The sequence below is a fragment of the Halorubrum rarum genome (assembly GCF_048380895.1).
GTDB lineage: Archaea > Halobacteriota > Halobacteria > Halobacteriales > Haloferacaceae > Halorubrum.
Map to the genome: position 1 here is coordinate 251,401 of NZ_JBLWMN010000005.1, position 22,297 is coordinate 273,697.

At 67.3% G+C, this 22,297-nt stretch carries 24 protein-coding genes; 5 read left to right on the top strand and 19 right to left on the bottom strand.

Annotated features, from left to right (window positions below):
• Positions 1-57: 57 nt before the first annotated feature.
• Together ACNSN7_RS05765 and ACNSN7_RS05770 are read right to left on the bottom strand one after the other, a co-directional pair.
• The gene (locus tag ACNSN7_RS05765) at positions 58-921 is read right to left on the bottom strand and encodes a 2-oxoacid:ferredoxin oxidoreductase subunit beta (RefSeq protein ID WP_418281317.1); all 864 of its coding nucleotides are present in this window, start codon (positions 919-921) and stop codon (positions 58-60) included.
• Complete coding sequence (locus ACNSN7_RS05770; protein ID WP_418281318.1) at positions 918-2,681, bottom strand: 2-oxoacid:acceptor oxidoreductase subunit alpha; 1,764 nt, start codon at positions 2,679-2,681, stop codon at positions 918-920. Before ACNSN7_RS05770 ends, ACNSN7_RS05765 begins: the two co-directional genes overlap by 4 nt.
• Positions 2,682-3,032: 351 nt before the next feature.
• On the opposite strand from ACNSN7_RS05770, the gene ACNSN7_RS05775 reads away from it, so the two are divergent.
• Positions 3,033-3,677, top strand: coding sequence for an FAD-dependent oxidoreductase (locus ACNSN7_RS05775; protein ID WP_418281319.1), 645 nt, complete (start codon positions 3,033-3,035; stop codon positions 3,675-3,677).
• A 20-nt stretch (positions 3,678-3,697) separates the two neighbouring features.
• On the opposite strand, the gene ACNSN7_RS05780 is transcribed toward ACNSN7_RS05775, so the two are convergent.
• Entirely contained in the window at positions 3,698-4,135 is a 438-nt protein-coding gene (locus tag ACNSN7_RS05780) for a PaaI family thioesterase (protein WP_418281320.1), read from the bottom strand.
• On the bottom strand, positions 4,132-5,238 hold the full coding sequence (locus ACNSN7_RS05785) for a pyridoxal phosphate-dependent aminotransferase (protein ID WP_418281321.1): 1,107 nt from the start codon (positions 5,236-5,238) through the stop codon (positions 4,132-4,134). Before ACNSN7_RS05785 ends, ACNSN7_RS05780 begins: the two co-directional genes overlap by 4 nt.
• A 118-nt stretch (positions 5,239-5,356) precedes the next feature.
• Between ACNSN7_RS05785 and ACNSN7_RS05790 the strand changes: the two genes are divergently transcribed.
• Positions 5,357-5,848 carry a metal-dependent hydrolase gene (locus tag ACNSN7_RS05790; protein WP_418281322.1) on the top strand — a complete coding sequence of 164 codons (492 nt, stop codon included), beginning with the start codon at positions 5,357-5,359 and terminating at the stop codon, positions 5,846-5,848.
• Between the two features lie 72 nt (positions 5,849-5,920).
• Here ACNSN7_RS05790 and ACNSN7_RS05795 read toward each other — a convergent pair whose 3' ends face one another.
• Complete coding sequence (locus ACNSN7_RS05795) at positions 5,921-6,418, bottom strand: LabA-like NYN domain-containing protein (RefSeq protein WP_418281344.1); 498 nt, start codon at positions 6,416-6,418, stop codon at positions 5,921-5,923.
• Positions 6,419-6,728: 310 nt separating this feature from the next.
• Between ACNSN7_RS05795 and ACNSN7_RS05800 the strand changes: the two genes are divergently transcribed.
• Entirely contained in the window at positions 6,729-7,643 is a 915-nt protein-coding gene (locus ACNSN7_RS05800) for a PLP-dependent cysteine synthase family protein (protein WP_418281323.1), read from the top strand.
• Between the two features lie 63 nt (positions 7,644-7,706).
• Here the strand turns inward: ACNSN7_RS05800 and ACNSN7_RS05805 are convergent, their stop codons facing one another.
• From ACNSN7_RS05805 to ACNSN7_RS05860, 12 genes are all read right to left on the bottom strand, one after another.
• Positions 7,707-8,159: a DUF5804 family protein gene (locus ACNSN7_RS05805; RefSeq protein ID WP_418281324.1), complete on the bottom strand. Its 453-nt coding sequence runs from the start codon at positions 8,157-8,159 to the stop codon at positions 7,707-7,709.
• A gap of 106 nt (positions 8,160-8,265) precedes the next feature.
• On the bottom strand, positions 8,266-9,432 hold the full coding sequence (gene ftsY / locus ACNSN7_RS05810; protein WP_418281325.1) for a signal recognition particle-docking protein FtsY: 1,167 nt from the start codon (positions 9,430-9,432) through the stop codon (positions 8,266-8,268).
• An 11-nt stretch (positions 9,433-9,443) separates the two neighbouring features.
• Entirely contained in the window at positions 9,444-9,896 is a 453-nt protein-coding gene (pfdA, locus tag ACNSN7_RS05815) for a prefoldin subunit alpha (RefSeq protein WP_418281345.1), read from the bottom strand.
• A complete protein-coding gene (rpl18a, locus tag ACNSN7_RS05820) occupies positions 9,896-10,072 on the bottom strand; it encodes a 50S ribosomal protein L18Ae (RefSeq protein ID WP_418281326.1) in 177 nt (58 codons plus the stop codon). The genes pfdA and rpl18a overlap by 1 nt, the downstream gene beginning before the upstream one ends.
• 60 nt (positions 10,073-10,132) lie before the next feature.
• The gene (locus ACNSN7_RS05825; RefSeq protein ID WP_418281327.1) at positions 10,133-10,798 is read right to left on the bottom strand and encodes a translation initiation factor IF-6; all 666 of its coding nucleotides are present in this window, start codon (positions 10,796-10,798) and stop codon (positions 10,133-10,135) included.
• Position 10,799: 1 nt separating this feature from the next.
• Positions 10,800-11,078, bottom strand: a complete 279-nt coding sequence (locus ACNSN7_RS05830) for a 50S ribosomal protein L31e (RefSeq protein WP_418281328.1) — start codon at positions 11,076-11,078, stop codon at positions 10,800-10,802.
• A complete protein-coding gene (locus ACNSN7_RS05835; protein WP_418281329.1) occupies positions 11,079-11,231 on the bottom strand; it encodes a 50S ribosomal protein L39e in 153 nt (50 codons plus the stop codon). It abuts the gene before it with no gap.
• A gap of 150 nt (positions 11,232-11,381) precedes the next feature.
• Positions 11,382-12,389 carry an ATP-binding protein gene (locus ACNSN7_RS05840; RefSeq protein ID WP_418281330.1) on the bottom strand — a complete coding sequence of 336 codons (1,008 nt, stop codon included), beginning with the start codon at positions 12,387-12,389 and terminating at the stop codon, positions 11,382-11,384.
• A 2-nt stretch (positions 12,390-12,391) separates the two neighbouring features.
• Entirely contained in the window at positions 12,392-14,272 is a 1,881-nt protein-coding gene (gene cooS / locus ACNSN7_RS05845; protein ID WP_418281331.1) for an anaerobic carbon-monoxide dehydrogenase catalytic subunit, read from the bottom strand.
• A 229-nt stretch (positions 14,273-14,501) separates the two neighbouring features.
• A complete protein-coding gene (locus ACNSN7_RS05850; protein WP_418281332.1) occupies positions 14,502-15,617 on the bottom strand; it encodes a M20 family metallopeptidase in 1,116 nt (371 codons plus the stop codon).
• Between the two features lie 74 nt (positions 15,618-15,691).
• A complete protein-coding gene (locus tag ACNSN7_RS05855; protein WP_418281333.1) occupies positions 15,692-16,606 on the bottom strand; it encodes a DUF7351 domain-containing protein in 915 nt (304 codons plus the stop codon).
• A 55-nt stretch (positions 16,607-16,661) separates the two neighbouring features.
• Positions 16,662-17,885, bottom strand: a complete 1,224-nt coding sequence (locus ACNSN7_RS05860; RefSeq protein WP_418281334.1) for a threonine synthase — start codon at positions 17,883-17,885, stop codon at positions 16,662-16,664.
• 139 nt (positions 17,886-18,024) lie between these two features.
• Here ACNSN7_RS05860 and ACNSN7_RS05865 point away from each other — a divergent pair, with 139 nt between their 5' ends.
• Positions 18,025-19,164, top strand: coding sequence for an ArsA family ATPase (locus tag ACNSN7_RS05865; protein ID WP_418281335.1), 1,140 nt, complete (start codon positions 18,025-18,027; stop codon positions 19,162-19,164).
• 50 nt (positions 19,165-19,214) lie between these two features.
• Here the strand turns inward: ACNSN7_RS05865 and ACNSN7_RS05870 are convergent, their stop codons facing one another.
• A complete protein-coding gene (locus tag ACNSN7_RS05870) occupies positions 19,215-20,414 on the bottom strand; it encodes a PKD domain-containing protein (RefSeq protein WP_418281336.1) in 1,200 nt (399 codons plus the stop codon).
• A 101-nt stretch (positions 20,415-20,515) separates the two neighbouring features.
• On the opposite strand from ACNSN7_RS05870, the gene ACNSN7_RS05875 reads away from it, so the two are divergent.
• Positions 20,516-21,241, top strand: a complete 726-nt coding sequence (locus ACNSN7_RS05875) for a DUF2103 domain-containing protein (RefSeq protein ID WP_418281337.1) — start codon at positions 20,516-20,518, stop codon at positions 21,239-21,241.
• A 103-nt stretch (positions 21,242-21,344) separates the two neighbouring features.
• On the opposite strand, the gene ACNSN7_RS05880 is transcribed toward ACNSN7_RS05875, so the two are convergent.
• Positions 21,345-21,686 carry a HalOD1 output domain-containing protein gene (locus ACNSN7_RS05880; RefSeq protein WP_418281338.1) on the bottom strand — a complete coding sequence of 114 codons (342 nt, stop codon included), beginning with the start codon at positions 21,684-21,686 and terminating at the stop codon, positions 21,345-21,347.
• Positions 21,687-22,297: the final 611 nt, after the last annotated feature.

Here is a 22,297-nt window from a genome sequence, read left to right on the forward strand (position 1 = left end):
TCGTGAACGGTCCTGATAAAAGGTCGTGCGAAAAGCCGGTCCGGCCGCCCGACGTCGTCAGTAGAACTCGCGGACGAGGTCGGTCGCACCCTCGGGCGCGCCGTCCGGGATCACGGACATGTCCTCGTCGACCCCGTGGCGCTCGTGGTACGGGACGGAGTCCTCGTCCTGATAGATGACGCCCTGATACTCCTTATCGGAGTCGAGAATGACGTCCTTCGCCGCGTCGTAGTCGGTTCGGTCGTGGTCCGTCTCCGCCAGATCGACGAGCGAGTCGCGGAAGTAGTCGTAGGTGTCGACGTCGTTGAACGTGACACACGGCGAATACACGTTGACGAAGCCGAACCCGTCGTGTTCGACGGCCTCCTGAATGATCTCCTGATGGCGGAGCGCGTCCGAGGAGAAGGACTGTGCGATGAAGGTCGCACCCGACGCCAGCGCGAGCGCGTGCGGGTTGACCGGCGGCTGCTTGGATCCGTCGGGCGTCGTCGACGTCTCGAAGTCCTCGCGAGAGGTCGGTGACGCCTGTCCCTTGGTGAGTCCGTATATCCGGTTGTCCATCACGACGTACGTCATGTCGACGTTCCGCCGGACCGCGTGGACGAAGTGGCCCGCACCGATCGAGTAGCCGTCGCCGTCGCCGCCCGCGACCATCACTTCGATGTCCGGTCGCGCGAGCTTCACGCCCGTTCCGACGGGGAGTGCCCGTCCGTGAACGCCGTGGAGCGCGTAGCTGTGCATGTACGTGCCGATCTTGCCGGAACAGCCGATACCGGCGACGACGAACGTGTTGTCGGGATCGTTGCCCGTCTCGGCGAGCGCCTTCATCATCCCGTTCATGGTGCCGAAATCGCCGCAACCCGGACACCAGGTCGGCTGCTTGTCGGATTTAAAGTCGGTGAATCGAACGTCTGAGCTCATTGGCTTGCCTCCATGGTGGTCTCCAGCGTCTCCGCGATATCCGCCGCGAGTTCGTCCGCCTTGAACCGCACGCCGGTGTACTTGTTGATGCGGTCGACGCGCTCCAACACGTCGTGTTCGATCAGGTCCGCGAACTGTCCCGTCTCGTTACACTCGACGACGATGGTGGTCTCCGCGGCGTCGACGTCGTCCGAGAGGTCCGGTCGCGGGAAGATGTAGGGGACGGAGAGCACGCGGACGTCGATCCCGTCGTCGGCGAGGAACGCGACCGCCTCCGCGAGCGCGCCCTCGTTCGATCCCCACGAGATCACGAGCGTGTCGGCGTCGGGAGAGCCGAACTCTCGCGGACTCCAGTCTTCACGCTCACGGGCGGTGTCGACCTTCCGGTTGCGCTTGTCGACCTGCTCGACGCGCATGTCCGTGTCCTCCGTCCGGCGGCCCTGTTCGTCGTGTTCGAGGCCCGTGGACATGTGCGCGCCGCCGGCCGTGCCGGGGAACGCGCGCGGCGAGATCCCGTCGTCGGTGATCTCGTGGGGCTTGAACCCGCCCGTCTCCGTCTGGTGCTCGTCGATCGTCGACTCGTCGACGACGAAGCCGCGGTCGACCTCCACCTCGTCCATGTCGAACGTCTCCGGGGAGAACGTCTCCTCGGTGACGGCCATCGAGAGGTCGGCGGTGAGGTAGACGGGCACCTGGTACTTCTCGGCGAGGTTGAACGCTTCGACGGTCTTCCAGAAGCACTCGTCGATCGTCGTCGGCGCGAGCACGAACCGGGGGATCTCGCCGTGGCCCCCGTACAGCATGTGGTTCAAGTCGCCCTGTTCCTGTTTCGTCGGCATCCCCGTCGAGGGACCCGAGCGCATCACGTTACAGATAACGAGCGGCGTCTCCGAGGTCGCGATCAGGCCGAACGTCTCCGTCATCAGGTCGATACCGGGTCCGGACGTCGCCGTCATCGATCGTGCGCCCCCGCGTGCGGCTCCGAGCGCCATGTTGATCGCGGACAGCTCGTCTTCCGCCTGTACGACGTGGCCGCCGTACTGCTCGATGCGTCCGGTCAGATACGTCATCACGTCCGTCGCGGGCGTGATGGGGTAGCCGGAGTAGAAGCGACAGCCGGCGGCGATGGCACCCATGCCGACCGCCTCGTCCCCGTTGAGGAGGACGTAGTCGTTGTCCGTCGTCTCCAGTTCGTAGTCGAACTCGTGGTCGTACTCCTCGCCGACGTACGACTGGCCGGCGCGGGCGGCCGCCTTGTTGTTGTCGACGAGCTTCTGGCCCTTGTCCCCGAAGCGCTTCTCTAACGCGGAGTCGAGGTTCTCGATGGGGAAATCGGCGACCTCGCAGGCCGCACCCAGTGCGACGACGTTCCGCATGATCGCGCCGCCCGCCTCCTCGGCCAGCGCCTTGAGCGGGACGTCGAGTCCGATCATCTCGCCGGGGATCTCGACGTTCTGCATCGTCGTGCGCTCCCCGTCGTAGATGATCACCGAATCGTCGTGGAGCTCGTCGAGGTTCTCCTCGATCGTTCGAGGCGTCAGCGCGATGAGCACGTCAAGTCGGTCAACGACGCTCTGTACCTTGTCGACGGACGTCCGAACCTTGTACGCGGTGTATCCACCGCGGATTCGGGACGCGAAGTCCTTCGACGTGAACACGTGTCGACCTGAACGGGAGAGCGCTTGAGCGAAGATCTTTCCCGTCGAGTCGATGCCGTCACCGGCCTCTCCGCCGACGGCCCAGTTGAAGTCCCCAGCCATTCTATAGCGGAGGTTCCACCGGCCTAATCAAAAGACTTCTGGAAGGCGGCACCGCAGGCGTTCTGGACGAACATCCACCGACTCGCGAATATTGCGCGTATTGGCTGTATCATTACTAATAAAACGGATATTACTGTCCATGTATACACAGTAAACGCCGGTCCGGGACCGAGTTGTAACACCGATTTTCGACGTTCGCCGCACCCCTGTCGGTCCGGGCGTTCCGAGGCGAAACGGTCCGAGGCGAGACGGTCCGAGTGTCGTCGAGTGGCCGAGTCGGATCGCGTCCGCGACGCTGGCGAGTCGCGCCGGGACGGGAACACGTTTGTGTCCGACTCCACAACCGGGTGTATGGATGCGACAGTCACCGTGACCGGCGTCGACGACGTCGGTCCGAACACGTACGCGATCCGATTCGACACGCCGGACGGCCTGGTCGCAGAGCCCGGTCAGTTCGTGAAGCTCGGGACGGCGATCGACGGCGAGCTCGTCTCCCGGTTCTACACGCTCTCCTCGCCGGACACGACCGACACCTTCGAGGTGACGGTCGGGATCGATCCCGAGGAGGGCGGCGAGTTCTCCGCGTTCCTCGCCGACATCGAGCCCGGCGTCGAGATGGAGCTGTCCGGGCCGTACGGCGACGACCATTACGACGGCGAGCGGAGAGTCGTGGTCCTCGCCGGCGGGCCGGGCGTCGGGCCCGCGGTCGCCATCGCCGAGCGCGCGCTCGACGACGGCGGCGAGGCGGCCGTCGTCTACCGGGACGACGAGCCGGCCCACGAGGCCCGTCTCGATCGGCTCCGCGAGAACGGCGCGGCCGTCCGTCTGCTCGCGGCGGGAGACGACCTGACCGACGCCGTCGCCGACGCCGTGACCGGTGCGGCCGACGAGGGCGTGTTCGTGTACGGCTTCGCCGACTTCGTTTCGGACGCCGAGGCCGCCATCGAGGCGGCCGGCGGCGACGTCGACGGCGCGAAAGTGGAGAACTTCGGGTAGGCGTCGATCCGCGGCGTCCACTACTCCCCTTGATCGATGTCCCACGGCGCGTCCCCGGGGAGGTCTCCGGTCTTATATACGCCTCTTCCGAGGGCCACGTCAGTGCCGTCGATATCGACGACCTCGACGTCGACGACGGCGGTTTCGCGTCCGTCGCGGACGACCGCGGCGGTCGCGACGAGGTCGGTCGTCGCGGGCGCGAGGTAGTCGATCCGGAAGTCGATCGTCGGGGTCGGAACGCCGACCAGCGAGGTGGCGGCCGCACCGCCGACGCTGTCGGCCAGCGAGAAGGCGACGCCGCCCTGTCCAACGTCGCGGTTCCGACTCGAGGAGTGTTTCTCGGCGAACGACAGTTCCCCTTCGGCGTGGCCGTCGGCGGCCGCAGTCACCTCGATGTCGAGGTGCTCGCGGTACGGGCTCCGATTGAAGTAGTCGAGGATCGGGTCGTCGGCCGTCATCGGTCCCCGAAGTACGCCGCGAGTCGCTCGGCGGCCTCCACGGCGCGAGGCGTCACGAGCGCGAACCGGATCCAGTCGTTTCGGGCGGTGCCGAACGTCTCGCCCGGCATCCCTGCAACGCCGATCTCGTCGATCAGGCGCTTGACGTTGGCCATCGTGCCGGGGTAGCCGTCGAATCGGGCAAGCACGTAAAAGGCCCCCTCGGGCCGTGTGTACTCCGCGCCGGCCGCGTCGAGGGCATCGGTGAACGCGTCGATCCGATCGGCGAGCAGCTCCCTGTTGCCGGCGTAGTAGCTCGGATCCGTTTCCGCGAGCGCGTGTGCGACCGCGTACTGGGAGGGTCGCGGTCCCGCGACGTTCACGAGCATGTGCCGGGTCTTCGCGGACGCAACGTGCTCCGCCGGGAGGATCGCGTATCCCACTCGAAAGCCGGTGATCGCCATCGACTTGGAGAACCCGCTCGTCACGATCCGGCGGTCCGACTCGATCGAGAGCGCGGACTCGAACGTGCCGGAGAGATCGAAGGCGTCGTACACCTCGTCGACGACGACGAGCGCGTCGACCGACGCCGCGAGTTCGACGACCTCGCGGATCCGATCGAGGTCGTACACCGCACCGGTCGGGTTGTTCGGGGTGTTCAACACGAACAGGGCGGTCTCGTCGCTCGCCGCCTCACGGATCGCCGCCACGTCGAGTCCCCCGTCCCGCTCGGTCGGGACGAGCGTCGGTTCCCCGCCGAGCAGCTCCGTCTTGCCGGGGTAGTACGGGTAGACCGGGTCCATGAGCAGCGCCTCGCTGCCGGCGTCGCGCTCGAAGGCACGCGCCATCGCGAGGTAGTTCGCCTCGCCCGTCCCGTTGGTGACGACGACCCGTTCGACGTCGACGCCACGGCGCGCGGCGATCGCCTCGCGAAGCTCGCGGAGCCCCTCGCTGGGCGGGTACTGAAAGGAGTCAGACGGCAGTTCCGCGTACTCCGCGACCGCCGATCGGAGCGCCTCTGGCGGCTCCCAGTCCGGGTTGCCGCTCACCATGTCGATGACGTCGCCGTCGGCGGCGGCCGCGTACTGCATCACGTGGAAGAACTGCGGCTCCTCGTACTCCATGGGAACGAGTCACCGGCGACCGTCGTGGTTCTTTCGACACCGGATCCGGTGCCGAAACCCGGGCGCATTCGTCGTCGCGGATCCACAGGTTTGTACCGACCCCGATCGATCGCCCGTCATGAACAAACGCGGCCACGTCCTCAACGGGCTCCTGCTGGCACTCGGGATCGGATTCGTGCTCGAACCGAGCGTCGACGCGGCGACCGCGACGAAGATCGCACAGATCTCGGTCCCGATCGTGTTGGGGGCGCTGTTCCCGGACGTCGACACCGCCTTCGGCAAGCACCGGAAGACGCTCCACAGCCTCCCCGTCCTCGCCGTGTTCCTCGCGTACCCGATCGTGTTCGGAAACCTCCAGTTCGTCTGGATCGGCGTGCTTACCCACTACGTCCTCGATCTTGTCGGGAGCCGTCGCGGGATCGCGCTGTTTCACCCGCTCTCCGATCAGGAGTACTCGCTCCCGTTCGGCGTCACGACCAGCAGCAAGTACGCCGACCTCGTCACCGTGTTCATCACTGCCATCGAGATCGCGGCGTTCTGGGCGGTTCACACCTACGTCGTGAGCCTCGACGTCGACGTGACGAGCGCGACGGCCGGAATCGGGCTGTGAGGGATCATGGAAGCGGACCGTGAGGGAACGGCACACGGGGACGGGCGCTGAGCGCTCGGGCGGCGATCCGGACTACAGGAGGAACGTCTCCTCGCGCTCGGACAGATCCACGAACTCGTCGGCGGCGGCGACCAGCTCGTCGGCCGTGGAGTTCGAAAAGCCCATCGCCTCGACGCGGACGCCCTCGTGACGGAGGTACGTACACAGCCGGGCGAAGTCGCCGTCGCCGGTACACAACACGACGGTGTCCGCGTGGCTCGCGAGCGAGACGGCGTCGAGGCTCATCCCGACGTCCCAGTCGGCCTTCTTCGAGCCGTCTGCGAACGTCTTGATCGCTTTGATCTTCGTCTCGAAGCCGATGTCGTTGAGCGCCTCGAAGAAGCTCTCCTCGTCCGGCGACTCCGCGCGGATCACGTACGCGATGGCGCGCACGAGCGCTCTGTCCCGAACGGCCTCCTCCAGCAGCGCCGAGTAGTCGATGTTCCGCGAGTAGACGCTCTGTGAGGAGTGATACAGGTTCTGTGAGTCCACCAGCACGGCGACGCGCTGGTCGGGATGGATCTCCGTCATACGCGTCCATCTCGTGGCGGCCGTTAGGAGCTTGCGGATCACCGACCGTCCGAGTCCGAGCGGGACGGACGGGTTGTCGGCACGCTCGCACCGACGCTCCGGATCGACCTCGACGGGGACCGGCGCGAGCTCCGGGGCGCTCTCGGACGGAGCGGTGCCGGTGCCCCGCGGGGAACTGTCACCCGTCGACCGCGGCGGCCGTCCTCGCAGCACGAATCGGTCCGGCGGGTCCTACCGGTAATAGACGGTTCATCGGACGAACCGTCGGAGTCCGTCGAACCTTTCACTCGCCACCTCCTCGAACCGGGTAATGTACGACGACGTTCTGGACGGACTCGGATCGCCGCTCGTCCGAGTCGACTCGCCGGCGGAGACGACGGTGGCCGCGAAGGTCGAGTCGCGGAACCCCGGCGGCTCTGCGAAGGACCGGCCCGCGCTATCCATGGTCGAGGCCGCGGAGGAGACCGGCGACCTCGAACCCGGTGATCGGATCGTCGAGCCGACCTCCGGCAACACGGGGATCGGCCTCGCGATGGTCGGGGCCGTGAAGAGGTACGACGTGACGCTCGTGATGCCATCGTCGAAGTCGCCCGAACGACGCCGGATCATGCGGGCGTACGGAGCCGACATCGAACTGGTCGACGGCGACATCTCCGACGCGAAAGAGCGCGCCGACGAGATCGAACGCGAGAACGGCGCGATCCAGCTCCGACAGTTCGAGAACCCCGCGAACCCGCGCGCCCACTACGAGACGACCGGTCCGGAGATACTCGAACAGGTCGGTGATCGAACCGTCGACGCCCTCGTCGCCGGGGTCGGGACGGGCGGCACGCTCACCGGGATCGGCCGCCGGCTTCGCGAGGAGTTCCCCGAACTCCGGATCGACGCGGTCGAACCGGCCGACAGCGCGGTGCTCTCCGGTGAGGAACCGACCGGCGACAGCTTTCAGGGGATGGGTGCGGGGTTCGTCCCGCCGAACCTCGACGTCGACCTCCTCGATGAGGTCCACACGGTCGATATCGAGGACGCCGAAGCCGAGTGTCGCCGGCTCGCCCGCGAGGAGGGGATCCTCGTCGGACAGTCATCGGCGGCGTCGAACCTGTCGGCGCGGACGGTCGCCGCGGCGCTCCGCGAGTCCGGTGCGTACGCGGGCGAGGAACCGCTCGTCGTTACCGTCTTCTGGGACAGCGGCGAGCGCTACCTCTCGACGGGCGTGTTCGACTAGCCACCGCTTGCCGAGTGCGAACGATCTCGTCGTCCCGCACCGTCAGTGGCGTGCGCTGTGCGGTCAGCCGCCGAACTCCGACTCGCTCACGCGGACGACGACCGTGTCGTCGACCTCGCGGAGGTCGTACTCGGGGACCAACCCCTGCGTCCGGCGGACGAACATCGGCTCAACGAGCTCGCCCTCGACTCGTCCGAACACTTTGAGTCGCTGGTCCGTCTCCTCGGGCGGCACCTTCCCGTCGCGGACCTCGCGTGCGAGATCACGCGAGAGCCACTCCCGTTCGGAGACGGACGGCTCCATCACGAGCGCCTCGTCGACGAACCTGACGAGATACCAGTTCAGGTCGTTCAACAGCGCGACCGCAGTGCCGAGACTCACGGTGTCGACGGCGACGCTGTTCGCGAACGGCTCCCGGATGTCGTAGGTCGCGAGCGCGTCGCGAGCGGTCTCTCGCGAGAGCAACTCGTACGTCAGATCCACCTCCGGCGCGCCGACCAGACACACCCGCGTCATACGCGTCCCCACTGGGGCACGGCGCAAATCCGTTGCGATCGACGGACCGGATGCGGGCGTGAACGGCGAGTCGACGGGGCATCATCGAATCGATGATTCGACGAGCTCACTCCGCGCCGAGCAGGCTCTCGACGAGCTCCTCGGGGTCGAACAGCATGATGTCGTCGTACCCCTGCCCGGTGCCCAAAAAGAGGATCGGCTTGCCGGTGACGTACGCGACCGAGATCGCCGCGCCGCCGGAGGAGTCCGCGTCCGCCTTCGTGAGGATCGCGCCGTCGATCGCGGCGGCGTCGTTGAACTCCGTGGCACGGTTGACCGCGTCCTGTCCCGCGACCGCCTCGTCGACGAACAGCGTCATGTCGGGATCGACGACGCGATCGATCTTCCCCAACTGTGCCATCAGGTCGTCGCTGGTGTGGAGTCGCCCCGCCGTGTCGCCTAAGACGACGTCGATGTCGTTCGCGTCGGCGTACTCGACGGCGTCGTAGATGACGGCCGCGGGATCGCCGCCCTGATCGTGTGCGATCAGCTGGCGGTCGAGCCGGTCGGCGTGCTCGCGGATCTGTTCGTTCGCGCCGGCACGGTACGTGTCGCCGTTCGCCAGCACCGACGAGTAGCCCCGGTCCCCGAGCCACTCCGAGAGCTTCGCGATCGACGTGGTCTTGCCCACGCCGTTGACGCCGGTGAAGACGATCGTAACGGGTTTGTCAGCCGACGCGATCCGTTCCTCGAAGTCGAACTGGCCGACCGCGATCACGTCGAGAAGCGCGTCGTACAGCGCCTCCTCGACCAGCTGGCCGGTCGTCTCGACCTGCTTTCGGGACTCGCCGAGCATCTTCTCCTCGACGGTCTCGAGGATCCGCTCGGCCACGCTCATCTCCACGTCGCTTTCGAGCAGGGCCATCTCGAGGTCCCAGAGGGGCCCTTCTAGATCCTCCTCCTCGATGATGATCCGGCCGGTGGCGAACGCCTTCGCCCGCTGGAACGTGCTCGGCTCCGCGTCGGTAGCGTCGTCGGCAGAGGCGTCGGTAGCGTCGTCGGCAGAGGCGTCGGTAGCGTCGTCGGCAGAGGCGTCGGCAGAGGCGTCGGTAGCATCGTCGGAGTCATCACTCGACGCCGTAGTAGCGGCGTCCGCCGACATCGAGGGATCGGTCTCCGTGTCGGAGACGGTCGACTCCTCGGTGTCGGCAGCGGTTTCGTCCGCCTCGACTTCGGTCGACTCCTCGACGTCCTCTCGGAAGCCTTTGAGCTTGTCTTTCAGTCCGTCGAACACGGTCGGCTACCTCACTCGTCGTCCGCCTGCTGTTGCATCTGCTGCATCTGCTGTTGTTGCATCTGCTGTTGCATCTGCTGAGCCTGCTGTTCGAGCTCCTGGCTCTCGGATTCGAGCGCTGCGATCTCCGACTGTGTCTCCTCGATGCGCTCGTCGAGCGCGTCCTGTTTGGTCCGGAGCACGTCGATGGCGTCGTCCTGTTCCTGCTCGGCGGAGTAGTTACCGCCCAGCGAGACGATGACCTCGTCGATGTCCTGGACCTCCGCACGGACGTACGCGCCGCCGCCGAGCGGGACCTGCACCGTCGACCCCGTCTCCAGCGTCTCGATGGCCTCGACCGCGTCGTCGATGTCCGCCTTCTCGGTTCGGAGATCGTCGACCTCGCCTTCGAGGACCTCGATCTCCTCGTCGATCGCCTGGAGCTCCTGTGAGAGCTGCTGGAGCTGCTGTTGACCGCCGCCCATCATGCAGCGGACACCTCCTCGATCTCGATCTGCGTGCGCTTGCGGCTGTGTTGGCTGCCGACGTTCGTGTAGATCCGCTCGCGGGCGAGGTCCTCGTTCTCCGCCTCGACGTCCTTCGTGAACTCCTGGAACCCGTCCCGGCTCTGGAACCGTCCACTCACCGTGTAAGTACTCATGTTCACGGATCCGGCAGGGACAGGGAAGTATCTTCCTAAAAGGAGACGGACTGACGCCCGTCAGTCGATGAAGCCGAGCGTCTCCTCTATCCGTCCGAGCTCCGGTCCGGTCGTGTCCTCGCCGACGACGTAGCCGGCGTCGGTGGCGACGAGCCCGGAGCCGACCAGTGGGCCGCCGTAGTTGATAGTTCCGAGGTCGGCACGGACGTCGAGTGCATCTTCGACCGCCTGTAGCTCCGATTCACTGGACTTCGGGTGACAGAGCACCCCGGTGTTGTTGGCGACCGCCGCGGCACCGACCGTCCGAACCCCGCCGAGGTCGCCGCGCACGACGGGAACCTCGAGCGTCTCCGTGATCGTGCGGATCGCCTCGCGAGGGAGGTCGGGATGGACGTACGCGCCGCTATCGTTCGCGAGGACGACGTTACCGGCGGCGTTGATCGTTCCGGGGAGCACGCTGACCGTTCGGTCCGTGGCGTCGGCGATCCGCTCGGTTTCGCGGTCGGTCGCGCGCTCGGAGAGGAGCACTCCGTTCTCGTTGCCGACGGCGAGCGACCCGACCGTGTTCGAGCCGCCGACGGTGGTGGGGAGCGGCTCGACGTCGAGTTCCTCGGCGAGGTCGTCGGCGAGGTCGTCGTCGACGTCCGGCCTGACCAGAAGGAGGTCATCGAGGGCGCGGGCGAACACGCCCACGTACGAGGAGCCGGTGAAGGTCGCCCGTAACACGTTATTCGGCGTGTTCGGCTTCGACGATGGGGTCGCCGTCCTCGACGAACCGAGCGGCACGGACGCGCAGTTTGCTCGGCGGGTTCTGGCGACCGTTCGCCCAGACGGCCTCGTTGACCGAGGCGTCGAGGACCACGTCCTCCTCGTCGACCGAGAAGTGTTTCGCGAGGTGACCGCGGACGATCTTTACGGCGTAGTCGGCGCGCTGCTGGACCGGCTTGTCGTTGGCGTCGCGGAGCGGGACGGTGACGACGCGCTCCTCGAAATCACTGGTGCTCATTTACTCGTCGAGGTCGTTCCGACGCCAGTTGCGCCGCTTGGGGTTTCGCGTGACGTTCATGTCCGTCTTCATCATGACCCACGCGGGGACGCGGGTGTTCTGGCGCTCCTTCTTGGCCAGACGCTTCTTTTGAGCCTTCGATTTATCTCCCATAGTGGCGCACACTTTCCGCGGGGCGCATAAAACCCCTTCCATAGCGACCGACTCCCGGGCGTCGGTACGTCGGTGTTAGTACGTCGGTATCGACGGCGCGGTACGTCGGCGTCAGCGGCGGCGTCGATCAGTCAGCGTCGGCAGCGTCGATCAGTCGGCGTCGACAGCGTCGATCGGATCGACGGCCGCCGGCCGGAACGCGCCGACGATCTCCGCGGCAGCGGCCTGCAGTCGCTCGCTCGCCGCGACGGGGGATTCCCCGGCGAGTCCGGCCTCGGCGACGTCCTCGTCGAACGGTATCGTCGTCACGACCGGTACGTCGAGCAACTCACGGATCCGCTCGGGGTCGCCGCGGGTCTTGTTCACGACCGCACGGACCTCGTCGACACCCATGTCGTCGGCGAGCCGCTCGACCCGTTCCGCCGTGTCGATCGCGGCCCGCGACGGGTCGACCACGACGACCATCGCATCGACCGACTCCGCGGTACCGCGACCGAGGTGCTCGACGCCGGCCTCCATGTCCATCACGACGTGATCGGCAGCGAGCGCACTGGAGACGAGCGACCGAACGAAGCTGTTCTCGGGACACAGACAGCCCGTGTTGCCGGCGTCCGGGGCACCGATCGTGAGGAGTCGCCCGCCGTCTCCGAACGGCGTCGAGTGCGACTCGATTACGTCCTCGACCTCGGGGGTGAGCGCGATCAGCCCGCCGCCGCTCCCCGCTCGGTCCTCGATCAGATCCCGTTCGTCGGTGATCGCGGCCGGCTCCTCGACGTCGAGGGCCCCGGCGAGGTTCATGTCGGGGTCGGCGTCGACCGCGACGACGTCGTGGTGGGCCGCGAGGTGGTGTGCGATCGCGGCCGACAGCGTCGACTTCCCGACGCCGCCCTTCCCGGTGACCGCGATCCGGACCGTCCCGTCCGTCTCGATGGCGGTGTCGTGATCGTGCGAGTGGCCATCGTCGTTCGCCCCTGCGTGGGTGTGGCTGTGCGAGTGGTCGTGATCGTCGTGGCTGTGCGAGTGGTCGTGATCGTCGTGGCTGTGCGAGTGGTCGCCGTGACTGTGTGAGTGGTCGTGATCGTCGTGACTGTGTGAGTGGTCGTGATCGTCGTGGCTGTGCGAGTGTGATCCGCCGTGGGCCCCACAGTCCTCACACATCGTTACGCCTCCTCGAACAGCGCGTCACGGCGTTCGAGCAGTGCCTCCTCGAGCGCCTCGGCGGCCGCCTCGGGGTCCTCCTCCTGGATCGCGTAGCCGCCGGTGAGCTCCTTCAGGTCCTCCGTCATGATCCGGGTGACCTCCTCGCTGTGGTCCATGTGGAGCGTCGGCGCGGTGTGGAGCGGGAGACCGAGTGCGAGCGCCCACGTCCCGATGCTCACCGCCTTCTCGGCGATGAGCTCCGGTGCGCTCGCGGCGACGGGGAGCTCCCGCGTCGGCACGTCGGCGTCCTCGGAGATGGCGCGGACGAGGTTCCCGATCCGGGAGTTGTCGACGCACGACCCCATGTGCCACACCGGCGGGAGCGGGCCGTCGAGCCCCGCGGCGTCGCCGAGGTCGTGCAACAGCGAGGCGAGCCCGTCGCCCGCGAGCTCGTCGGTTCGCTCGGGGTCGAGGTACCCTTCCTGGGCCGTGACGTGTCCGATACAGCCGGTGACGACCGGAAGTACGTTCGCCGCCAGCAGCTCGTCGATCAGGCGCTCGGTCATGTCCGCGGTGCGCATCTTGGGGTTCGGGCAGCCGACGATCCCGACGATCCCGTTTAAGTTGCCCTCGGCCATCGCGTCCACGATCGGTTGAGAGGGGCTCTCGGCGTCGATCGACTGGAGGAGTTCGAGGACGTACGCGTCCGAGATGCCGACCATCGCGTCGTTGGTCCCCTCCGGGATCTCAACGTCGTAGTTCTGCCGACTGTGGCGGTCCGAGAACGCCGCGATGCTCTCGCGGATGATCTCCTTTGCGTCAGCCGCGGCCGTCTCCGGCTCGAAGTCGATGTGCTCGGCACCGGGGATCCGGACGTAGTCGGTCGTCGTCATGAAGCGGGTGTGGTGGCACTCGACGACGTCGCCGATCCCGGGCCAGATACACTGGACGTCGGCGACCAGCGAGTCGAGCGCGCCCGTCGTGACCGCGAGCTCGGCCTGGCTGCTGTGTGCCGCGAGCGGGACCTCGTGTCGCTCAGCCAGCTCGTTGCCCGTACAGCAGATCCCGACGACGTTGACGCCCTCCGCGCCCGCCGCTTGCGCCTCGGTTTCGAGCTCGTCGGCGTACTTGACGATCATCTCGCTCAACACTGGCGAGTGACCGTGTACCGCGACGTTGACGTGGTCCTCCTTGAGCGTGCCCAGATCCGCCTCGCTCCACACCGGCTCCGGCGTTCCGAACACCACGTCCTGGATATCGGTCCCCATCGTCAGTCCGGCGTAGCCGTCCGCGAGCCCCGCCTCCAGGGCTCCGGTGAGCAGATGGGCGGGATCCGCGTCGTTGCCCTGGGTGGTTCGGTGCATCGCCCGAGCGACCTCCTTGTCCGCGCTCGGGAGCGGCTCGATCCCGTTGTCGGCGAGGTACTCCCGCTGTTCGTCCGGCATTCGGTCGAGCCAGTTCAGCGTGTCCCCGCCCTCCTGGAAGTCCTCGATGGCCGCCTCCGCGACGCGGCCGGCGACCGCGTTCACGTCGCCGTCGGGATCGAGGCCGAGATCGGCCGCGAGGCTCCGGAGCTTCGCGACGTCCTGAATGCCGTACTCGGAGAGTTCGCCGTCCGCGATCTCGGAGAGGACGTCGGCGATCTCTCTGGCGTGGTCGGCGTGACTGGCCGCGCCGGCGGCGATCTCCCGGTACACGTTTCGTGCCGCGACGGTGCCCGGAGTCGCCCCACAGACCCCACGCTCCATGCCCCGCTTGCCGTCGCTGACGCGGCAGGGGCCCATATAGCAGATCCGACAACAGCTCCCGCCGACGCCGAACGGGCACTGCGGCTGGCTTTCCTCGAGACGCTCCTCCGGGAGTGCGGGTCCGTCATCGCCGTCAGATTCTGGTGTGGACATGAGATGAACAGTGCGGCGCGTCGGCCACGGTATCGAGTAACGCCGACATCCCGGTATCGGTGTCTCTGAATTATTTACCGTATTTTATGCCGGCGTCGAATAAGTTTCCGAAGCGACATGACTGTGGGTGATGGGCGGCTCCGGAACCGCGTCACGGAAGCGCGTTAGTGAAACGCGTTTCCGTCGTCCGTTATGACCGCTCCGCGACTCACCACGACCGCTCCGCGACTCACCACGACCGCTCCGCGATCCCGCGGTAGATCGCCCGACAGCGCTTCACCACCGCGATCGACACGCTCTCGGTGTCGGTGTGGGCTTCACCGGGCTCGGACGCGCCGCAGACCACGCACGCGGTCCCCGCCTCGGCGAGCCAGCCGGCGTCGGTCGCGTGCGGTTTCGTCACGTGTTCGGGGCGGTCGAGGCCGAGATCCGCGTGGACCGACCGAGCAACGTCGAGCGCGGCGTCGGCGAACGCGTCGTCGGAACACCCCATCGGCGGGAGGTCCTGATCGACGCTCCACTCGACGCCGTCGACCGACTCCGTGCGCTCCAGCGACGCCCGCTCACCGGGAACGGTGCGCTCGTCGATCGTCACCTCGCAGCGATCGGGGATCACGTTCCATGTATCGCCACCGTCGATCTCCGTGACCGCGATCGAGCCGAACACGGGTTCGCCGAGCACCTCCGTCTCCGGCGCGTCGAGGTCGCGAACGACGTCGATCGCGTCGCAGGCGCGATACACCGCGTTCTCGCCGGACTCGGGCTCGGACGCGTGGGCGCTGACGCCGTCGGCGACGAGCGTCGACGCCCGGCGTCCCTTGTGAGCGACGACGACGTCGGTGACGCCGGGTTTCGAGTAGTTCGTCGACCCCTCCGCGACGACGGCGTGGTCCGGCCTGAACCCGTTCTCGATCGCGTGGCGCGCGCCCGTGCCGCCGAGTTCCTCGCCCACGAACGAGGCGAACGCCAGCTCGCGGCCGGCCGGTGGCTCGGCGTCCCGAAACGCGAGCATGCAGGCCGCCACCGCCCCCTTCATGTCCGCCGCTCCGCGACCGTAGAGCCGCCCGTCACGGCGCTCGACGACGTACTTGCCCGTCGCGTCGTCGCCCGTCGTCTGGCGCTCGGTCGGCGGCACGACGTCGTGATGTCCGATCAGGGCGAGCGACGTCGCACGAGGGTCATCGATCGCGCCCGTATACGCGAGGACGTTGCCCACGTCGTCTCGCTCGACGCGGGCGTCGGTCTCGGAGCGGAGCCACTCCTCGATGGCGTCGCCCGCGGCCGTTTCGTCCTCGTGGCTCGGGATCGCGACCAGTCGCTCCGCCAGATCGACGATTTCGGTCATACACCGATCGACTCGTCGTACGTGCGCTTAAAAGGACGTCCGTCGACGAGCGTGAGTCGTCACGGGAACGAGGCTCACCGTGCCGCTCGGATCTCGATGCCGGACCCGATCGCCACGGCGAACCGGTCGCCGTCCGGTGTACCGAAGACGACCTCGTCGTCCGTGACCGTCGTCGACCACCGCATCACCTCGGCGAAACGCTCCCACCCCGCGTCGACGCCGCGGTCGTGCAACGCGCCCGCGACCGGCTCTCGATCCGAGACGGCGTGGAGCGGATGGGTGATCCGCGGCTGTCCACAGACCTCACACGACAGCCGGACGAACGCAGGGTGTGAGAGCAGACAGTCGCCACAGACGCTCTCCTCGTCGGCGTCGTGATCGGTACACGGCTGGAAACTCGCGGTAACGTCCCCGCCGCACTCCGGACAGAACCCCTCGGCCATCATCGAGAGGTATCGGTCGACGCGAACGTGGGCGCGATCGAAGGCGGCCTCGACGTCGACGGTGTCGACTCCGGACGGCGGGTACGCGAGGGCAGTCAGGGTCCCGGAAGGGACGAGTTCGTGGTCGAACAGTCCGACACACGTCGAACACTGCGTCAACAGGTGTCCGTTGTCGTACCCGACCCGAACCGGCGATCCACATCGGTAACAGTCGGCGTCGACCGGTCGCGGTTCGACGACCGGGTACTCCGAGAACAGTCCAGTGCGACGGAGTCGAACCACTTCCCGGCCGGGCTCACGGAGTCGATAGCCGTCGTTGGTCTTCGATACGAACCGACCTGTGAGCTTGTCGAGGTGGTAGCTGAACCGTCCGCTGTCGGAGACGCCCGCGTCCTCCCGTACCTTCGTGTACGTTTCGCTCTCAGTTAGCGGACCGGCCACGATCGTGCGATCGTACAGCGATTCGAGGATCGCGAGCCGAACGTCGTTGCCGAGAAAGGAGAACACCGAGGCCACGTCGTCGATCTCGGGATCGATACGACTCATGCTTTCTCCCGATGGTGTCCGGTTACTTATATATTCCGCGTGTGATAGATTCCCCTCAGATCGCGTCGCCGAGATCCGAGAGTGCGACGACGTCTGCGTCCACGTCCCTGCCGTCGATCGACTCCTTGAACCCCGACCCCGTCGCGACGCAGATCACGTCCTCGCCGGGGTCGATGGATCCCCGATCCACCAGTCGTCGAACGCCCGCTAACGACGTCGCGGACGCGGTTTCGACGGCGAGGCCGGCGTCGACCGCGAGCCTTCGCTGTGCCTCCCTGATGTCGTCGTCGTCGACCGCGATCGCTCCGCCGCCGGTTTCGCGTGCGCCGTACAGGGCGCGCGTCCCGCTCGGCGGGTCCGGGTTCGCGATCGAGTACGCGATCGTCTCGCCGCGCTCGACGGGCTCGACGCGGTCGAGTCCGCGCTCGTCCGCTCGCGCGATCGGCGCACAGGCCGCCGCCTGCACGAGGTACAGTCGCGGCCCCTCGCCGTCGATGAGGCCGGCGTCTCGGAGCTCGCGGATGCCCTTGTACGCGCCGGAGGCGTGGCCGCCCGAGGAGACGGGAAGCACGACCGCGTCGGGGAGGTCGCCGTCGTTGCGGGCGCGGTACCCCGCGAGCGCTTCGAGCACGGTCGTCTTCTGTCCGGCGACCCGTCCCGGCGTGTCCGAGTTGACGAACGGGACGCCCCGCTCGGAACCGATCGCCAGCGCCTCGTGATACAGTCGCCCGTACTCGCCCTCGACGCGAACGATCCGTGGGCCGAACCGCGCGATGTTGCCGAGTCGTTCCTCGGGGATGTTCGCCGGCACGCAGACGACGCAGTCGAGCCCGAACGCGGCCGCTACCGCCGCGGTCGAGATGGCCATGTTGCCGTGCGAGACCGTCCCGACGGCGTCGGCACCGGCGGCGGCCGCGAGCGCGACGCCGACCGCGCTCCCGCGGTCCTTGAACGACCCGGTCGGGTTCTCTCCCTCGACCTTGACCGAGACGCTCGTGCCGGCGTAGTCGTCGAGCGCGGGCGTCCGAACGAGCGGCGTTCCGCCCGGAGCGGTCGCGACCCCCGACCTCGGCGGTTCGACGGGGAGCAGGTCCGCGAACGCCCACATTCGGTCGTCGAGGTCGTCGGGCCACGAGAGTTCGGCGAGTCGCCCCGGGTCAGCCTCGAACCACCGCGGCTCGCCGCAGTCACACCGCGGACCGGGAAGCGACCGGGGCGACGCCGGCTCCGACGGAACCGAAACCGACTCGCCGCACGCGTAGCAGGTAAGCGTCGTCATACCGGAGCGGGCGCCGGAGACGACTTAAACCCTCGTTCATCGGCCGGATACGCCGTCGTCACGTCCCGATCTGAACGCGCCGCCGTCGTTCCTCGACTCGGACCGACGGGTACACAAACGCGCCGCCACCAGAGAGCGTATGGACGAGATCGACGTCGAGCCTGTCGAGCGCGTCGACGATCCGGAGCGTGTCGATACCGCGGGACGCGTCGACGACGCGATGAGCATCGATGCCGACGCCGACCTCCCACAGGGCGTCGACGCGCCGGAGTACGTGCTGTACGGGGGCAAAGGCGGCGTCGGTAAGACGACGATGGCGGCCGCGACGGGGCTCTCCTCGGCCGCGGGCGGCGTCCGAACGCTCGTCGTTTCGACGGATCCGGCACACTCCCTGTCGGACACGTTCGACGTCGACGTCCCCGCGGAGCCCGCCCGCATCCGCGAGGACGTTCCCCTGTTCGCGGCGGAGATCGATCCGGACGCCGCGATGGACGGCGGGATGTTCGGCGGCGACGGCGACCCGCTCGGCGGGATGGGGAAGATGGGCGACGCGATGGGCGGACTCGGCGGGATGGGTGGCATGGCGGAGGACGCCGCCGACGGGATGGACGATGCCCCCGGATCGCTGTTCGGCGGACCGATGCCCGGTGCCGACGAGGCGGCCGCGATGCGCCAGCTGCTGGAGTACCTCGATGACCCGCGGTTCGACCGGGTGATAGTCGACACCGCACCGACCGGCCACACGCTTCGGCTCCTCCAGCTGCCGGAGATCATGGACTCGATGATCGGTCGAGTGATGACGCTCCGCCAGCGCTTCTCCGGGATGATGGACGGTCTGAAGGGAGCGTTCGGCGGGGGCGACGCGGACCCGTCGGCCGATCTCGACGAGCTGCAGGAACGCATCGAACGTCTCAGAGCGGTGCTGCAGGACCCCGATACGACCGACTTTCGGGTCGTGATGATTCCGGAGGAGATGAGCGTCGTCGAGTCCGAGCGCCTGGTCGCCCGTCTCGACGAGTTCGGTATCCCGGTGTCCACGCTCGTCGTCAACCGCGTGATGGAGCGGATAAGCGGCGTGGCGGACGTCGATCCGGAGTGGATCGTCGAGCCCGACCCCGAGCACTGCGAGTTCTGTGCCAGACGATGGGACGTCCAGCAGCACGCCCTTCGGCGTGCGACCGACCTATTCCGTGGCCGCGACGTCAAACGAGTGCCGCTGCTCGCCGACGAGGTGCGCGGAGAGGCGGCGCTCCGCGTCGTCGCGGCGTGTCTCGACTGACCGTTGGACCGCGGCGTCTCCGCATCCCAGTCGCCCCACTCACACCGCGATCAACCGCCTGCGCCTCCACAGCGGACGTCCGCTCCGTCGACCTCGCAGTTCCGACGATCGATCTCCGTTCGGACGGCCTCCCGGAGCGACGTGCCGGATCGGTGCTCCTCGAAACGGAACGCGAACTCGTGGACGCCGAGTTCGACCCGTTCGTCGGTCCCCTCGACGACGCCGACGAGCTCCGCGTCGACGGTGACGTCCGTCCGAACGTGGTCGTGTTCCTCGCCGACCTCGTCGACGTATCCCCTGTCGACCTCGACGAGTCGCTCCATCGTCCAGCGGTGCTCGCGCTTCCCGGTGTCGTAGTCGACGCGGAGGTCGTCGTGCTGTTTCGCGAGGGCCGCCTTCCGAACGTCCGTCGTCTCGTGAACCACGACCCAGTCGTCCTCGGGAACGTGGTTCCCGGTGGCGTCGTTTCCGGTGGCGTCGTTTCCGGTGGCGTCGTTTCCGGTGGCGTCGTTCCCGGTGGCGTCGTTCCCGGTGGCGTCGTTTCCGGTGGCATCGTTCCCGGTGACGTCGCCTCCCGAGACACGTCGCTCGACGGCGACGATCGGTTCGACACGCGTGTCCGCGACCGTGAACCCCATCCGAAACGCTCGATCGCGGCTCGCCGCCGACGCCACCGTCGTCGACACGGTCCGGCGCTCGACGACGAGCTGTCGGACGGTGACGTCGACGAGTCGACGATGGTGCGTGTCCACGATCGTCGCGTCGGGCCCGATCGACTCGGGGTCGACGGCCGCGTCCCCCTCGCCGTTCGAACGTTCGCTCCGCGGCTCGACGTCGACGTACAGCGTGTCGGAACTGGCGCGACCGTCGTCGTCGGTCACGACGAGCGTCACCTCGTATCCGCCGAGTGATTCCGCCTCGAACGTCGCGGTCGGAGTCGCAGAGCCCGTTCGAATCGTTTCCTCGCCGCTCGCGTCCGTCACCACCCACTCGTATCGCCGTATCTCGCCGCCGGTCGCTCTCGACGCACTCCCGTCGAGGTGGACGGTCGATCCGGGTGTGACCGTTTGATCGAGTCCCGCGTCCGCGAGCGGGGGTTCGCCGGACGTGCTGGCCGCACTCGTTCCGCCGATCGGTGCGGTCGCCCCCGCAACCGCGGTACCCCCGCCGAGCCCCGCGATGACGGTCGCGAGCGCCACCGCACAGCAAACGAGCGCTGCGGCGTCTCTCGATCCGATCGGTCGCTGCATCGATACGTCGAAGTTGATCCGGTTTCGTTCATAAACTCGGTGATCGATCCGGCCGACCCTGAACGGACGCCCTTATGTTCGGCCCGCCGCTGTGTTCGGCCATGAACTGCCGGCGGTGTGGGACCCCGATCGACAAGCCGGGGGACTACTGTCTCACCTGCAACACCGCCAACGCGGACGCCGTCGTCGTCGAGTTCGCCCCGGACCGTGCCCGGCTGACGATACTCGACGAGGACGACGTCGTCGGCACGACGACGGTGACGACGCGCCCCGAGCGCGCGGAGCGGCTGACGGAGGTCCAACTCCGGAACTTCGCCGGTCGCGTCGCGGACGAGATCCGTCGCAAGCGACCGGACACCGTGTACGCCGCGGGCGACCGCGCTCCGCTCCGGGAGACGCGCGCGCAGATCCACCACGAGTTCTACCGTGTCCCCGACGACGACGCCGTCGAGTGGGTGCGAGAGCGGCGCGGCGACCGCGCGCTCGACGTCGTCGAGACGGCCCCCCGCGACAAGATCGGGGGGTCACACTCGACGCTGATCGGCGGTCGGAAGGGTCGGAAGGCGATCGGCACCGTCGCCGAGCATCCTCACGTCAAGAAGATCGTTCCCGGTCCGATCGACGCCGGCGGCACCGGATCTCGAAGCGGACTTCGGGCGAAGGCGACCCGCGCGGGGACGAACGGCAACGTCCGACTCCTCCTTCGCGACGGATCGAGCGTGCAGGAGAACCGGATCGTCACGACGGCGATGGATCGAGAGACCGGAGAGCGCGTCCGGACGGACCTCAACGAGGCGCTGAACGAAGCGGGGCTTCGAGAGCAGTGAACCAGTGGACTTCGCCGTCGAGTCCGTCCGAACGCAGTCGTCCCCGTTCCGCCGAGAGGACGTGGGAGAGGGTCGTTCCGGAGCGGTCAGTCAGTACGGTCGGTCAGTCCGTGTAGCCTGCAAACACGGGCGCGGGCTCCGTGGGTTGAGCGGAGTCACAGATGCGGATCCTGCCGTCGGCGTGGACGAACACGTTCCAGGTGTCGTACGTGAACGCGAGGTGCGTGTTCACGACATCGTGGCCGTCGTGACGGTCGAAGAGGTTGTCGATGGCATCGGGGTCGATGTAGTCGTACAGGGACGGTAGTTCGGTCGGGTCGACGTCGGCCACATCCGCGACGGCGGCGATGATCGCCTCCGTCGGCGTTTGGTCGAGTTCTCCTCCGTACGTTACGTCGCAGACCGGTGTACAGGCACGATATATCGACAACTGCTCAGCTCCCATGGACCGAGATGGAGTTCTAAAGGGATATAGTAGCACCCAAAATAATTGGGGTACCGGAGATCCACACCAGATTCCTTCGTGCCTGCGGGTGTGGATGTTGTGGCGGTATGCCGGCGACGTCAACGGCCGGGAGCGGGTTGCGGCGGTAGGGTACGAGGCTCTGTTAACATCCTACTCTTCAGACATATCGTCGTCCGAAACAGCCGGTCGCTGAACGATGTTCTTGATCGATAACGGGAGTTGGTGTACCAGATCGGTGGCGCGGGTGTTTATACGTGAAACGGGGGTGTTGCTGGCGGATGTTTATAAGTGATCGACGACTCTGCGATGACCGCCTGCAAAGCCCCAGCCGCTCCCTTATAAGCGGTCTTCCTCGGATCGACGGTAAACACCTGCAAAGCCCCAGCCGCTCGTTTATAAGTGGTCTTCCTCGGATCGACGATGAACGCCTGCAAAGCCCCAGCCGCGACGACTCGCGCGCCTTGCTGCGCGCGCCCCTCTCCACACAGCCCGGTGCGGTGCTTGCTGCGGCGGGCTTCGCCCTCGCGGCTGCCCCTTTGAGTCCCACCCCGCACAGCACCGCGCCTCACGCCTCCCCAGCCTCGTCAGGG

Excerpts from the sequence above, each read along its gene's own strand:
- ACNSN7_RS05805 (WP_418281324.1), bottom strand. The coding sequence starts at position 8,159 with ATGACGCGGGTGTGTCTGGTCGGCGCGCCGGAGGTGGATCTGACGTAC.
- ACNSN7_RS05855 (WP_418281333.1), bottom strand. The coding sequence starts at position 16,606 with ATGAGTCGTATCGATCCCGAGATCGACGACGTGGCCTCGGTGTTCTCC.
- ACNSN7_RS05880 (WP_418281338.1), bottom strand. The coding sequence starts at position 21,686 with ATGGGAGCTGAGCAGTTGTCGATATATCGTGCCTGTACACCGGTCTGC.
- cooS (WP_418281331.1), bottom strand. The coding sequence starts at position 14,272 with ATGTCCACACCAGAATCTGACGGCGATGACGGACCCGCACTCCCGGAG.
- ACNSN7_RS05795 (WP_418281344.1), bottom strand. The coding sequence starts at position 6,418 with ATGACGGAGATCCATCCCGACCAGCGCGTCGCCGTGCTGGTGGACTCA.
- ACNSN7_RS05785 (WP_418281321.1), bottom strand. The coding sequence starts at position 5,238 with ATGGAGTACGAGGAGCCGCAGTTCTTCCACGTGATGCAGTACGCGGCC.
- ACNSN7_RS05870 (WP_418281336.1), bottom strand. The coding sequence starts at position 20,414 with ATGCAGCGACCGATCGGATCGAGAGACGCCGCAGCGCTCGTTTGCTGT.
- ACNSN7_RS05790 (WP_418281322.1), top strand. The coding sequence starts at position 5,357 with ATGAACAAACGCGGCCACGTCCTCAACGGGCTCCTGCTGGCACTCGGG.
- ACNSN7_RS05830 (WP_418281328.1), bottom strand. The coding sequence starts at position 11,078 with ATGAGCACCAGTGATTTCGAGGAGCGCGTCGTCACCGTCCCGCTCCGC.
- ACNSN7_RS05850 (WP_418281332.1), bottom strand. The coding sequence starts at position 15,617 with ATGACCGAAATCGTCGATCTGGCGGAGCGACTGGTCGCGATCCCGAGC.
- ACNSN7_RS05835 (WP_418281329.1), bottom strand. The coding sequence starts at position 11,231 with ATGGGAGATAAATCGAAGGCTCAAAAGAAGCGTCTGGCCAAGAAGGAG.
- pfdA (WP_418281345.1), bottom strand. The coding sequence starts at position 9,896 with ATGGGCGGCGGTCAACAGCAGCTCCAGCAGCTCTCACAGGAGCTCCAG.
- ACNSN7_RS05775 (WP_418281319.1), top strand. The coding sequence starts at position 3,033 with ATGGATGCGACAGTCACCGTGACCGGCGTCGACGACGTCGGTCCGAAC.
- ACNSN7_RS05860 (WP_418281334.1), bottom strand. The coding sequence starts at position 17,885 with ATGACGACGCTTACCTGCTACGCGTGCGGCGAGTCGGTTTCGGTTCCG.
- ACNSN7_RS05840 (WP_418281330.1), bottom strand. The coding sequence starts at position 12,389 with ATGTGTGAGGACTGTGGGGCCCACGGCGGATCACACTCGCACAGCCAC.
- ACNSN7_RS05765 (WP_418281317.1), bottom strand. The coding sequence starts at position 921 with ATGAGCTCAGACGTTCGATTCACCGACTTTAAATCCGACAAGCAGCCG.
- ACNSN7_RS05875 (WP_418281337.1), top strand. The coding sequence starts at position 20,516 with ATGAACTGCCGGCGGTGTGGGACCCCGATCGACAAGCCGGGGGACTAC.
- rpl18a (WP_418281326.1), bottom strand. The coding sequence starts at position 10,072 with ATGAGTACTTACACGGTGAGTGGACGGTTCCAGAGCCGGGACGGGTTC.
- ACNSN7_RS05800 (WP_418281323.1), top strand. The coding sequence starts at position 6,729 with ATGTACGACGACGTTCTGGACGGACTCGGATCGCCGCTCGTCCGAGTC.
- ACNSN7_RS05770 (WP_418281318.1), bottom strand. The coding sequence starts at position 2,681 with ATGGCTGGGGACTTCAACTGGGCCGTCGGCGGAGAGGCCGGTGACGGC.
- ACNSN7_RS05780 (WP_418281320.1), bottom strand. The coding sequence starts at position 4,135 with ATGACGGCCGACGACCCGATCCTCGACTACTTCAATCGGAGCCCGTAC.
- ACNSN7_RS05865 (WP_418281335.1), top strand. The coding sequence starts at position 18,025 with ATGGACGAGATCGACGTCGAGCCTGTCGAGCGCGTCGACGATCCGGAG.